Here is an 11,946-nt window from a genome sequence, read left to right on the forward strand (position 1 = left end):
GCGAGGCCATAATGCATCGCTGCAAAGCGTTCGTCAAACGTTTTGTAGTGCTTTTTTAGCACTACTACATAATTTTCAGGACGACTGGTAAGTCAGCACTGGTCAGGCATTAATCGACTACATCGACCTTGACCCGCAAGGTCATATCTTCGCGCCCCTGGGTCGAGTGACGCTGCAAAAAGTCGCTGTTCTGGCTTTGGTTTTGCTCATTGACTCCACCTACCGTAATCCATTGGCCAATGGGGCCACTGACACGAGTGTCGGTGCTTTGCACGTCAATTACATCGGGACGGCTTTGGCTGACTCGGTCGCGGTTGCTGCTAAGCGAGATATGCACTTGTTCGCCAGTCACGCTGGCTGTCACGTAGAAACCACGGGTGACATTGCGGTATTCGGTGTTGTTGTAGGCCTGGCCGTAAGGTCCGGTGCCGGTTGAGGTCAGTGGCACGCTCTGGCCAACCTGAATAAGCGCTGGATAACCCTCGTTGGTTTGAACCTGCTGGACGCCACCGCCGCGGCTGTTGGTGCTGCGGTTAATTATCCGCACTTGGTCGCGGCCATTAACTTCACCGCGGCCGATTTGGATCTCGCCATTGCCTGCGCTAATGGTGCCATTGGTGCTGTAGCCGCGATCGCTTTGTACATTTGAGTCACTGGTATCGACGCTAATCAACAGGCGGCGCGGCTTGGTGTCGAGCTGATCGAGCAGGCTGCGAACTTCATCGATCTTTTCGCTGGAGGCGTTAACGATCAGCTTATTGCCGTACGGAGTGACTTTGCCTTCATTGCCAAGGGTTGACTGAACCACCGGCAATATTTCATCGGCGGTGCGGAAGTTCAGGTCGATTACTTGGGTCTCAGCCAGAAGGGTTCGGCTAAGGAAAAGTAGGGCGGCGGCCAACAGCAAGGGGCGCGCAGTCATAATAAAAAGCTCCGCAGGTCAGGATCGGTGATGCTAGTTTCCCAAGCTTGATTGAAGTGTGCTTGGCGCAGGCGAACTCGGCCAGCATCTTGATAGCTTGCATAACCGGAGAACTGGTCGGCTTCAGGTCGCAGCAGCACGCCACGATCATCGGCTAACAAGTAGCTCGAATCTTCAATTGGATAGTCGGGGTTTAGTTTGCGAATCAATAAGTTGCTGGATAAACGTCGAGACAGTGTGATCAGACGGTTGCCATCTTTAATGCTGGCATTGAGGTCTTTAACCAGAACTCGCAGGCGGTTTCTTGGGTTGGCCAGCAGAAATTCAGTGCACGCTTGTTGCACGCTGCTGTGGTGATAAAGCCAGGGTTCAAGATCCTGGCTGTAAATACACAGGCTGCGTCTGGCTTGCTGTAGCAGTGCGAGCGCGTGGGCGCGAACTTGGTCGGGGGTGTTGAAGTGCTCAAGCGGGATATGCTCGCCAAGCACAAAGGGCGCGGGCTCGCGACTCTGGTTAATGGCGGCTACTGGCTCGGGGTTATGCACAGAAAAAAGCCCCGGCGACTCAAATTCGATGTCTGGCAGCTCAAGGGCCTCTTCATCGAGTGGTTCGCGCGGGGCTGTTTCATTGACCATGTTGACCTCGAAAACCTGTTTAGGCGGCGGCTTTAAGGCTAACCGCTGCTGTATATGCAGGTTTTGGGTGGCCTATCAGTCGCTGTCACGCACCATATCGACGTGAGGAATACCGGCTTCGAGGTATTCTTCACTAATAATATTAAAGCCTAGCCTTTCATAAAACGCGCTGGCGTGCACCTGGGCGCTGAGCATTTGTCGGCGCAGTCCACGTTTTTCGGCCTCGGCAATTGCTGCTTCCATCAATGCGTCACCCACTTTTAGTCCGCGCCAGTCCTTGAGTACTGAGACGCGACCAATGTGGCCGTCATCCAGCAGGCGCGCTGTGCCGATTGGGTAATCACCCTCGCAGGCCAAAAAATGAGCGGCTTCGGCATCTTCCGAGTCCCACTCAAGCTCCGGTACGACGGACTGCTCGGCAATAAACACCGCTTCGCGGATGCGCCGAATATCAGCGTTATCTCTCTGCCAATCGGCTAGCCGAACAGTGATTTTATTCATCTGCAAACTCCAGGCTACCTTGCTTGATCAACTCCAGAACCAAGAGGCGACCTTCGTCATCCGCCAGCCATTGGCCGAGGTTTTCGATGTGCAGCGCATCGGCCGAGCAGATCAGTTTGAGCATTTCGCGCAAGCTGGCGGGTAGCATGCGGCTGTGGCCGCTGGCAAACAGGACCAAACCATCGCCGACTTCAGACCAGGCCATGCGTGCGCTTGGGTTGCGCACAATGATGGCACCAGCTTCTATCTGGTCGAGGAACTGCTCTTCGTCAATTTCGATGCCGTTGATCAGTTCTGGGTAGCGCGGCTCGGTCATGAATTGGCCGAACCAGGTCATCAGCAAGCGTTCGTCACCCATGTGTTGGTTGAGAAGCGCTTTAAGGCGGTCCAGCGAATCGTGTTGAATCTGATGTGGGTCGCTGGTCGGTTGCGCGTCAGCATCGCTGTAGCGCTCTTCATCCGGCAGGAACTGACTCAAAAAATCAGTAAAGTGGGTCAGTACTTCGGCGGCGCTAGGCGCGCGGAAGCCTACGGAATACGTCATACAATCATCCTCAGCGGTACCACAGTGGGCCAGAAGTGGCGGCAGATACAGCATGTCGCCAGGTTCAAGAACCCATTCTTCAGTGTGTGCAAATTCAGCAAGGATCTTTAGATCCGAGTGTTCGAGTAGTGGGCTATTGGAGTCGCACATCTGGCCAACTTGCCAGCGGCGCTTGCCATAGCCCTGAAGCAAAAATACGTCGTAGTTATCAAAGTGCGGGCCAACGCCACCGCCCGGTGCAGCAAAGCTGACCATGACGTCGTCGATCCGCCATTTCGGCAGAAACTTGAATGCTTCCATCAGCTCAGCGACATCCGGGACGAACTGATCAACTGCTTGAACCAGCAGGGTCCAGTCCTTTTCCGGCAATTGGCTGAAGGCATCTTCTGCAAACGGGCCGCGGCGTAGCTCCCATGGGCGCTCGCCATGCTCGATCACCAGGCGCGACTCGACTTCTTCTTCGAGGGCCAGGCCAGCAAGTTCGTCCGGCGAGATCGGGCTTTCAAAGTCGGTAAATGCCTGGCGTACCAGTAACGGCTTCTTCTGCCAGTAATCGCGGAGAAACTCACGAGGCGTTAAGCCGCCCAGCAACTGCAGTGGATTATCAGGATTCATCGCTAAGCCTATGAAATTAATGTTTAGCCTTAAATAAAAACGCCCGGCACTGCCGGGCGTTTAAACGGCTGAGTTGCTTAGATGCGCTTAGCCTGCGCGACCGCGTTGCCAATGTAGTTGGCCGGGGTGAGCTGCTTGAGCTCGGCTTTAGCTTCTGTTGGCATGTCGAGGCCGTCGATGAAGTCCATCAGTGCTGCTGGCGTGATGCCTTTGCCGCGCGTCAACTCTTTGAGCTTCTCGTACGGGTTTTCAATGGCATAGCGACGCATGACAGTCTGAATAGGCTCAGCCAGGACTTCCCAGCAGGCGTCTAGGTCTGCAGCAATTCGTTGAGAGTTCAGCTCTAACTTACTGATTCCTTTGAGGCTTGCTTCATAAGCAATAACGCTATGGGCAAAACCAACACCGAGATTACGCAGCACGGTTGAGTCGGTCAGGTCACGCTGCCAGCGTGAAACTGGCAACTTGCTGGCCAAGTGCTGAAGCAGCGCGTTGGCGATGCCGAGGTTGCCTTCGGAGTTTTCGAAGTCGATTGGGTTGACCTTGTGCGGCATGGTCGAGGAGCCGATTTCACCCGCGATAGTCTTCTGTTTGAAGTAGCCGAGTGAAATGTAGCCCCAGATGTCGCGGTCGAAGTCGATCAGAATTGTGTTGAAGCGAGCGGTCGCATCAAACAATTCGGCAATGTAGTCGTGTGGCTCGATCTGAGTGGTGTACGGGTTCCACTGCAGGCCTAGATCACCTTCGATAAACTCGCGGGCGTTAGCTTCCCAGTCGATATCCGCGTAGGCAGACAGGTGAGCGTTGTAGTTGCCCACGGCACCGTTGATCTTGCCCAGTAGCGGTACAGCCGCAATCTGGGTGATCTGGCGCTCAAGGCGGTAAACCACGTTGGCCAGTTCTTTGCCTAGCGTGGTTGGCGAGGCCGGTTGGCCGTGGGTGCGCGACAACATCGGCACATCAGCAAAGCTGACTGCAAGCTCACGGATAGCACCGGCGACCTGGCGCATCAGCGGCAGCAACACAGTGTCTCGACCTTCGCGCAGCATCAATGCGTGCGAAAGGTTGTTGATGTCTTCAGAGGTGCATGCGAAGTGGATGAACTCACTAACCTTATCCAGCTCAGGCAGCTTTGCAGCTTGCTCTTTGAGCAGGTATTCGACGGCTTTGACGTCGTGGTTGGTGGTGCGTTCGATCTCTTTAACGCGTTGAGCGTGCTCTTCAGCAAAGTTCTCAGCCAGTTCATTGAGAATGGCTTGGGCCTGCGCTGAAAACGGCGCTACTTCAGGCACACCAGGGTGCGCAGCGAGGCGCTGGAGCCAGCGTACTTCAACCATTACACGGAAACGGATCAGGCCGTATTCGCTGAAAATAGGGCGCAGAGCGCTGGTTTTACCGGCGTAGCGGCCATCAACGGGGGAAACCGCGGTGAGCGAGGAAAGCTGCATAAGAAGGCGTTCTCGGACAGTCGGGCATTGAAAAGGGCGCATATCATACATGAAAACAAGCGAATTTCCGCATTCGGCGATGGCCGTTCAGCGGTGAGTGTCTTCGTAATGCATGCACATGATTGCAGCTGATTGCTGCGAAATTATTGAATCGTTTTTAAATCAACAGGCTGCAGCGCTTATCTCATCCGCGCAGCATGGCATATAACTCGGTGAGTAATTTTTTGCGACCAAACACCAATTGCCAGCGGTGGCCGCCAAGCTGACGCCAAAGCCGCGCTGCGCGAATGCCAGTCAGTAGCAAGGCGCGGATTTTTGCGGCGTTGTCGCTTTGCTGCAAATGGCGCATGTCGCCTTGCACCTGAATGCGTTGGCGGAAGGTGCTGATGGTGTCCTGGTAGAGCGAGCCGCAGTTGGCCATGACATTTTCGTGGGTAACACCGAAGTGCTCAACTTGCTGCTGTATCTGATCTAAGCGGCTGGCCATGATCTGCAACAGGTCGTCCCGCTTGGAGAACTGCCGCTCAAGATTGAGCAGGGCCAACGCGTAACGCAGTGGCTCGCGTTGCAGGCTGGCAGGGTCACGCTCCAGAGAGCTGATCAGCGCACGATAGCCGTCACGTAGATTGAGGTCATCGCCGCCGTAAACGTCCAGTGTTTTCTCTGGATTACGCACCAGCAGGCTACCGATTAAGCAGGCGGCAACCGCTTCGCTGGATTGACCCGTGCGGGCGAGTTTGTCGACCTGTACAGCGGCTTCAAACACAGCGCCGAGGGCGACAAGTTGCTCTTGAGTCTGGTTCATCGACGTATATCCTTGCTGCTCCACGGTTGCGCAACTTCAATCACGCCTCCGCCGAGGCAGATTTCACCGTCATAAAACACCACAGATTGGCCCGGTGTCACTGCGCGTTGCGGCATGGCAAAGTTCGCCCGATAGCCGCTGGCAGTCTTTTCCAGTGTGCAGTTCTGATCACCTTGGCGATAGCGAACCTTGGCGGTTAACTCGCGTGGTTGGCTAAGGTCGACCGGATTTACCCAGTAAATGTCCGAGGCAAGCAGGGCGCTGGAAAATAACCATGGATGATCATTGCCTTGGCCGACCATCAGGACATTGCGCTCAAGGTCTTTTTGCAGCACGTACCAAGGCTCTTCACTGGCGTCTTTCAAGCCGCCAATGCCTAAACCTTGGCGCTGACCAATGGTGTGGTACATAAGCCCGTGGTGACGACCAATCACTTCACCTTCAGTGGTTTCAATGTCGCCCGGCTGAGCTGGCAGGTACTGCTTGAGGAAGTCGCTAAAGCGCCGTTCGCCAATAAAGCAGATGCCGGTTGAGTCCTTCTTCTTGGCCGTCGCCAACTGGTATTTTTCAGCGATTTCGCGAACCTGCGGTTTCTCGAGTTCACCCACTGGAAATAAGGTTTTAGCGATTTGTTCGCCACCGACTGCGTGCAGGAAGTAGCTTTGGTCTTTATTCGGGTCGAGGCCTTTGAGCAATTCGGTGCGGCCATCAATATCGCGTCGGCGCACATAATGGCCGGTGGCGATAAGGTCAGCGCCAAGCATCAGGGCGTAGTCGAGAAAGGCTTTGAACTTGATTTCACGATTACACAGGATGTCTGGGTTGGGCGTGCGACCGGCTTTGTATTCCGCTAAAAAGTGCTCGAATACATTGTCCCAGTATTCAGCGGCAAAGTTGGCGGTGTGAAGCTTGATGCCGATTTTGTCGCATACAGCTTGTGCGTCAGCCAGATCGTCCATGGCTGTGCAGTACTCGGTGCCATCGTCTTCGTCCCAGTTCTTCATGAACAGACCTTCGACCTGATAACCCTGTTCGAGCAGGAGCAGAGCGGACACAGACGAGTCGACGCCGCCGGACATACCGACGATTACGCGGGTTGTGGCTGGGTCGTAAAGTTGGGTCGTTTGCATGGCGATATCTGACATGGGGAAGTGCGCAGAAGCTCAAAAGGACGCGATTCTAGCAGGATGCGACGCTGGCGGCGACGACCAGTGTCAGTCGCGCAGCAGGCTCAGGGGAAATCGCTCGCCGGCGATGTAATCGTCAATGCAGCGCAGCACTAATTCGCTGCGCCAACGCTCAGGCTGTGCGGCCAGTTCGTCGCGAGTCAGCCATTGTGGGCCAATAATGCCATCATCCAGCGGCAGCTCGGGGTGATAGGCGATTGGTTTGGCGGCAAAGCACACGCGCTGATAGGTCACACCATTGCTCGGTGCGGTGTACAGGTAAATTCCGGTTACAGCCGTTAGCTCGACTTCCCAGCCTGTTTCCTCGAGTGTTTCGCGCAGCGCTGCGTGGTTAAGGGTTTCGTTGGCTTCAAGATGGCCGGCGGGCTGATTAAATACCTGGCGGCCTTCAGCGTGCTCTTCGACCAGCAGAAAGCGGCCGTTGTCTTCTACAACTGTGGCGACAGTGATATGCGGTTGCCAACTCATGTTCAATACCTTGTTGGTTATCTGTCGTAAAACACAACCCCCGGCACGTGGCCGGGGGTTGTGGAATTGCGTGTAACTCGCAGCAGGCTTAGATCAGAGGATCAATCGCCGCATTGAGTGTTGCGCTCGGACGCATGACCTTGCTGGTCAGTTCCGGGTTGGAGCGGTAGTAGCCAGCGATATCAACCGGCTTGCCTTGCACCTCATTGAGCTCAGCAACGATGGTTGCCTCTTGCTCAGCCAAGGTTTTGGCCAGTGGTTCGAAATGCGCAGCCAGTTCAGCGCTTTCAGTCTGTGCCGCCAGAGCTTGCGCCCAGTAAAGCGCTAGATAGAAGTGGCTGCCACGGTTGTCCAGCTCGCCAGTACGGCGCGAAGGGGATTTGCCGTTGTCGAGCAACTTACCGGTTGCAATATCCAGGGTGGTGCCAAGAATCTTGGCTTTCTGGTTGTTGCTCTTGATCCCGGTTTCTTCCAGAGAAACGGCCAGTGCGAGGAACTCGCCCAGCGAATCCCAGCGCAGGTGGTTTTCTTCAACCAGCTGCTGTACGTGCTTGGGTGCAGAGCCGCCAGCGCCCGTTTCGTACATGCCGCCGCCCGCCATCAGGGGAACGATGGAAAGCATTTTCGCTGAAGTACCCAGTTCCATAATCGGGAACAAGTCGGTCAGGTAGTCACGCAGTACGTTGCCGGTTACCGAGATGGTGTCGAGGCCACGGATCATGCGCTCCATGCTGACGCGGATTGCTTGGTTGTAATCAAGAATCAGCAATTCCAGGCCGCTGGTATCGTGATCTTTCAGGTAAGCATTCACTTTCAGCTTGAGTTGCTCATCGTGCGCGCGCTCTGGGTCGAGCCAGAAAATAGCCGGAGTATTTGAAGCGCGGGCACGGGTAACAGCCAGCTTGACCCAGTCGCGGATCGGTGCGTCTTTGGTCTGGCAGGCGCGCCAGATGTCACCGGCTTCAACTTCGTGCTGAATTTTGACAGTGCCGTCGGCAAGCACGACGCGCATGGTGCCTTCGGCTTCCATTTCGAAGGTCTTGTCGTGGGAGCCGTACTCTTCAGCTTTCTGCGCCATCAGACCAACGTTTGGCACCGAACCCATGGTGGTTGGGTCGAATGCGCCGTTGGTTTTGCAGAAATTGATCATTTCCTGATAAATGCGCGCATAGGTGCTCTCAGGCATGACAGCTTTGGTGTCTTTGAGCTTGCCGTCCTTGCCCCACATCTGACCCGAGCTGCGAATCATCGCTGGCATCGAGGCGTCGACGATTACGTCGCTTGGGATGTGCAGGTTGGTGATGCCTTTAACCGAGTCAACCATGGCCATTTCTGGGCGGTCGCTGTAGCACTCGTGCAGGTCATGGAGAATTTCTTCCTGCAGCGAAGCTGGCAGTGATTTGATTTTCTCGTAGACGCTGTTAAGACCGTTGTTCGGGTTAACGCCCAGCTCGTCAAATAGTTTGGCGTGCTTTTCGAAGGCTTGTTTGTAGTAAACGCTAACGGCATGCCCGAAAACGATCGGGTGGGAGATCTTCATCATGGTCGCCTTGACGTGCAGGGACCACATAACGCCGGTTTCTTTACAGTCTTGCAGCGTTTGCTCGAAGAAGTCGCGCAGCTTGCTTGCGCTCATGCGCATGCCGTCGAGGATTTCACCCTCTTGCAGGCTGACAACTTTTTTCAGTTCGACTTTGCCGTCCTTGCCCACGAACTCGATGCGTACATCGCCAGCTTTATCCTGGGTGAAGGACTGTTCGCTGGAGAAGAAGTCGCCGTCGCGCATGTAGTCAGCGTGAGACTGTGAAGCCATGCTCCATTTGCCCATCGAGTGCGGGTGCTTACGGGCATAGGCCTTTACGGCTGCTGGAGCGCGGCGGTCTGAGTTGCCTTCACGCAAAACAGGGTTTACCGCACTGCCCAGAACCTTGCTGTAACGAGCGAGAGCATCTTTTTCTTGTTCGGTTTGTGGGTCTTCTGGGAAATCTGGGATCTTGAAGCCCTGAGCTTGCAGTTCAGCGATGGCGCCTTTGAGTTGCGGGACCGAAGCACTGATGTTTGGCAGCTTGATGATATTGGCTTCAGGTGCGGTGGCCAGCACTGCCAATTTGGCTAAGTCGTCTTCAATTTGTTGATCGGCGCCGAGCTGATCAGCAAAGGCAGCAAGAATACGGCCAGCAAGAGAGATATCTCGGGTTTCGACATCAATGTCAGCAGAAGCGGCGAAAGCTTTGACTATAGGAAGTAGCGAATAGGTAGCGAGAGCTGGAGCTTCGTCGGTGAAGGTATAGATGATCTTCGAGCGGTTTGACATCAAGAAAACTCTCTTCTTTGCTAGGCGCGGACATGATCTCGAGATGCACCGTGTAGGCACTTCCACTCAACGGCTTGTCATGAGTCGGAATTCGAGTTGTTACCACGCAAGGTTGGTTGTACCAGTAGAGTGTTATTCGCCAGCGCTAGGATGATAGTGACTGACGTTTCGAGAGGCGGGCGTCCTGTTACGAACATGGCTCTCTCTATGACTTTAAGCTATGACTGTAAGGTCACGGCTGAGCATTATAGCACCGTGCAACGCAAACTAAGAACTTCAAACTGTAGACCAAGGTCTAGAATGCGGGCGGTAGGCGCACAGCCGTTGTGATGGGCGCTCTTTATTGCGGCCGGTTATTGTGGCCGGCGCAGCTCAGGGACGCTGGGTGCGCCTGTACGGTTGTGTTCTTGCGGGATGGCCTCGTGTCTTTTCGGCAACTCAGGTCAGGGCGCGCAGACTGATAATGTTTTTGCTGTGACGGCCAGTCCTGTCGGCCAGGTGGTTACCCTGCGAGCACACACAGGGTGCGCCTGGTTTGCGGCATCAATGCGAGTACCTGAGCTCGGATATCGTTGGATTTATGCGGTACTCAGAGCGGAGCAGCGAATGCCTGACGTGGCGAGTCCAGTCATGCGAGGGGCGAGCTATGACCGTGTGGGACCTTTAAACAAGTCACTCAAGTAAGTGATCGACGCCTGCAGGCATTGGCATTCTCGCGCAATAAAACTTCAAGTGCAGTCTCGAACCTAACATCCAACTGAATAAATTCACGGCCGATGTTCATACCTATCTATAGGTTTGTATCAATCCACTCCGAATGACAGGTGTGGCGGGCAAGGAATGTTCGTCCCGGTTGCAGGATGTTTCCTACATACTTTTTTTGCAAATACATGACCATTTTTAAATCCATCTAGTTAGCAATACCTCACTGGATAGTTTTCATTTTAAAGACATGTACCGATGTCGCGAGATGTTATCTAGGTCACGTTAAGAGGCTTCCTGTTTGTGTCACGGTAAGTTGGCTCATTTGTATTTAATTTATTTTTATTCGCTATCCAGTGGTGGGGGCAAGCATGCTTTCATAAAAAATTATTATCTCACTTGTAGTCTTTAGCTCACATGTAGTCATAAGGAAGTGACGATGCGCTTTTTTTGCTTTGGTCGTTTAGTCTTCGCTATTTCAGTCGGCGTGTGTGAATTGTTTTCGTTATCAGCTATTGCGGCTGAACCTGTTTCATATGATGCCCCTAAATTCATTGATGTAGAACGAATAACATTGCGTGATAGTGTCATACAAGCATTCGCTCACGACCCATCTATTGCTCAGATGATTTCACAGGTTGGTATTGGTCAGGCGCTGATAGATGAAGCTGAGAGCGCATGGCAGCCGCAGATCGGACTGCAGTCGGGGTTCGGTGGGGCAAAGGGCCGGTTACCCAATGAAGATGATAATTACACTGATAAAACCTACGGGGTTACATTAACGCAACTGGTCTATGACTTTGGTAAAACGCGCAATAATATCCTGCAGCAGAAGAATATTAAGCAGAGCTATATATACGCGCTACAACAAACAATGAGCGATGTTGCAAGGAAAACTGCAAAAACCTATTTGTTGATCAAGCGTTACGGTGCATTAAGGGGCGCCGCTGAAGCAGGCGTTAGGTCGCTCCGGACTGTCGAACGCATTGCCAGGGTTTGCGCCAGCAGCGGACTTAGCTCAAGCTCGGATTATCTACAGGCGCAGTCCCGTATTGCCAGTATGCAGTCACAAGTTGAACAGTTTTACACCCAGCGTGAAACGGCTGTTGCGCAACTTGAGGTGCTAACAGGGGTCCGCACAAGCACCTACTCAGTTCCACCGCTGGGGCTCAACGAACAAACAATGCAGGTCGCAGCAATTGATTTTTCAGCTATTGCCGCTGTTAAAAAGGCGATGGTCGAGTCCGACGCGGCTTCTAAGGTTATAGAGAAAAATAAAGCGGGGTATCTACCAACCATCAAACTAGAAGCGGGACGCACTCGCTATCAAAATAAAAACGACCCCTATTGGGATAATCAAATCTATTTGAATTTGGATGTTCCACTGTATACCGGCGGTGCTGTGTCCGCACGCGTAGCCCAGGCAGTGGGTGCCAAAGAGTCGGCTGAGCAAAGCATCAATAAAGTAAAGTTTGATGTGATGACCAACGCCTCGACGGCGTACTCGAATTATAAAGGCTCACAAAGCAATCGTGTCGTTAGCATTCGCCAGGTTGATATCGCTAAAAAAGCACGCGGTGTTTACTTGGATGAATACAAACTAAGCCGTCGAAGTGTTAACGATCTAATAACTGTTGAGCAAGATTTGTATCAGTCTCACCTGGCATTGCTCAGTGCTGAGTTTGATGGCTGGGATGCCGCGGTGGACTATGCATCAGCCGTTGACGGTCTTGCTGATGTGTTAGGCATACACACCGCTGAAGAAACGGAAAGTCTTCCAGGCATTTAACCCTGAATAGTTAGAT

At 53.6% G+C, this 11,946-nt stretch carries 10 protein-coding genes; 1 reads left to right on the top strand and 9 read right to left on the bottom strand.

Features of this window, described 5'->3' with window-relative positions; genetic code table 11:
• Nucleotides 1-109 precede the first annotated feature (109 nt).
• The 9 genes from B9K09_RS10695 to B9K09_RS10735 form a co-directional block, all read right to left on the bottom strand.
• Nucleotides 110-922: a secretin N-terminal domain-containing protein gene (locus B9K09_RS10695; RefSeq protein ID WP_087516792.1), complete on the bottom strand. Its 813-nt coding sequence runs from the start codon at nucleotides 920-922 to the stop codon at nucleotides 110-112.
• Entirely contained in the window at nucleotides 919-1,557 is a 639-nt protein-coding gene (locus B9K09_RS10700; RefSeq protein WP_087516793.1) for a histone acetyltransferase HPA2, read from the bottom strand. Before B9K09_RS10700 ends, B9K09_RS10695 begins: the two co-directional genes overlap by 4 nt.
• 75 nt (nucleotides 1,558-1,632) lie before the next feature.
• Nucleotides 1,633-2,058 carry a GNAT family N-acetyltransferase gene (locus B9K09_RS10705; RefSeq protein ID WP_087516794.1) on the bottom strand — a complete coding sequence of 142 codons (426 nt, stop codon included), beginning with the start codon at nucleotides 2,056-2,058 and terminating at the stop codon, nucleotides 1,633-1,635.
• On the bottom strand, nucleotides 2,051-3,217 hold the full coding sequence (locus B9K09_RS10710; RefSeq protein WP_087516795.1) for a cupin domain-containing protein: 1,167 nt from the start codon (nucleotides 3,215-3,217) through the stop codon (nucleotides 2,051-2,053). Before B9K09_RS10710 ends, B9K09_RS10705 begins: the two co-directional genes overlap by 8 nt.
• Nucleotides 3,218-3,294: 77 nt before the next feature.
• Nucleotides 3,295-4,665 carry an adenylosuccinate lyase gene (gene purB / locus B9K09_RS10715; protein WP_087516796.1) on the bottom strand — a complete coding sequence of 457 codons (1,371 nt, stop codon included), beginning with the start codon at nucleotides 4,663-4,665 and terminating at the stop codon, nucleotides 3,295-3,297.
• Nucleotides 4,666-4,849: 184 nt separating this feature from the next.
• Entirely contained in the window at nucleotides 4,850-5,470 is a 621-nt protein-coding gene (gene hflD, locus B9K09_RS10720) for a high frequency lysogenization protein HflD (RefSeq protein WP_087516797.1), read from the bottom strand.
• Complete coding sequence (gene mnmA, locus B9K09_RS10725; protein ID WP_087519067.1) at nucleotides 5,467-6,600, bottom strand: tRNA 2-thiouridine(34) synthase MnmA; 1,134 nt, start codon at nucleotides 6,598-6,600, stop codon at nucleotides 5,467-5,469. Before mnmA ends, hflD begins: the two co-directional genes overlap by 4 nt.
• Before the next feature lie 84 nt (nucleotides 6,601-6,684).
• Nucleotides 6,685-7,125, bottom strand: a complete 441-nt coding sequence (locus tag B9K09_RS10730; protein WP_087516798.1) for an NUDIX hydrolase — start codon at nucleotides 7,123-7,125, stop codon at nucleotides 6,685-6,687.
• An 88-nt stretch (nucleotides 7,126-7,213) separates the two neighbouring features.
• On the bottom strand, nucleotides 7,214-9,439 hold the full coding sequence (locus B9K09_RS10735; RefSeq protein WP_087516799.1) for an NADP-dependent isocitrate dehydrogenase: 2,226 nt from the start codon (nucleotides 9,437-9,439) through the stop codon (nucleotides 7,214-7,216).
• A 1,141-nt stretch (nucleotides 9,440-10,580) separates the two neighbouring features.
• Between B9K09_RS10735 and B9K09_RS10740 the strand changes: the two genes are divergently transcribed.
• Nucleotides 10,581-11,930 (top strand): TolC family outer membrane protein, encoded by a 1,350-nt coding sequence (locus B9K09_RS10740; protein WP_087516800.1) that lies wholly within the window; start codon nucleotides 10,581-10,583, stop codon nucleotides 11,928-11,930.
• Nucleotides 11,931-11,946 lie beyond the last annotated feature (16 nt).

The organism is Pseudomonas sp. M30-35, assembly GCF_002163625.1.
GTDB lineage: Bacteria > Pseudomonadota > Gammaproteobacteria > Pseudomonadales > Pseudomonadaceae > Aquipseudomonas.

What these genes read in the sequence shown, in the direction of transcription:
- mnmA (WP_087519067.1), bottom strand. Translation starts at nt 6,600, where the DNA reads ATGCAAACGACCCAACTTTACGACCCAGCCACAACCCGCGTAATCGTC.
- B9K09_RS10705 (WP_087516794.1), bottom strand. Translation starts at nt 2,058, where the DNA reads ATGAATAAAATCACTGTTCGGCTAGCCGATTGGCAGAGAGATAACGCT.
- B9K09_RS10695 (WP_087516792.1), bottom strand. Translation starts at nt 922, where the DNA reads ATGACTGCGCGCCCCTTGCTGTTGGCCGCCGCCCTACTTTTCCTTAGC.
- B9K09_RS10700 (WP_087516793.1), bottom strand. Translation starts at nt 1,557, where the DNA reads ATGGTCAATGAAACAGCCCCGCGCGAACCACTCGATGAAGAGGCCCTT.
- B9K09_RS10735 (WP_087516799.1), bottom strand. Translation starts at nt 9,439, where the DNA reads ATGTCAAACCGCTCGAAGATCATCTATACCTTCACCGACGAAGCTCCA.
- B9K09_RS10710 (WP_087516795.1), bottom strand. Translation starts at nt 3,217, where the DNA reads ATGAATCCTGATAATCCACTGCAGTTGCTGGGCGGCTTAACGCCTCGT.
- B9K09_RS10730 (WP_087516798.1), bottom strand. Translation starts at nt 7,125, where the DNA reads ATGAGTTGGCAACCGCATATCACTGTCGCCACAGTTGTAGAAGACAAC.
- hflD (WP_087516797.1), bottom strand. Translation starts at nt 5,470, where the DNA reads ATGAACCAGACTCAAGAGCAACTTGTCGCCCTCGGCGCTGTGTTTGAA.
- purB (WP_087516796.1), bottom strand. Translation starts at nt 4,665, where the DNA reads ATGCAGCTTTCCTCGCTCACCGCGGTTTCCCCCGTTGATGGCCGCTAC.
- B9K09_RS10740 (WP_087516800.1), top strand. Translation starts at nt 10,581, where the DNA reads ATGCGCTTTTTTTGCTTTGGTCGTTTAGTCTTCGCTATTTCAGTCGGC.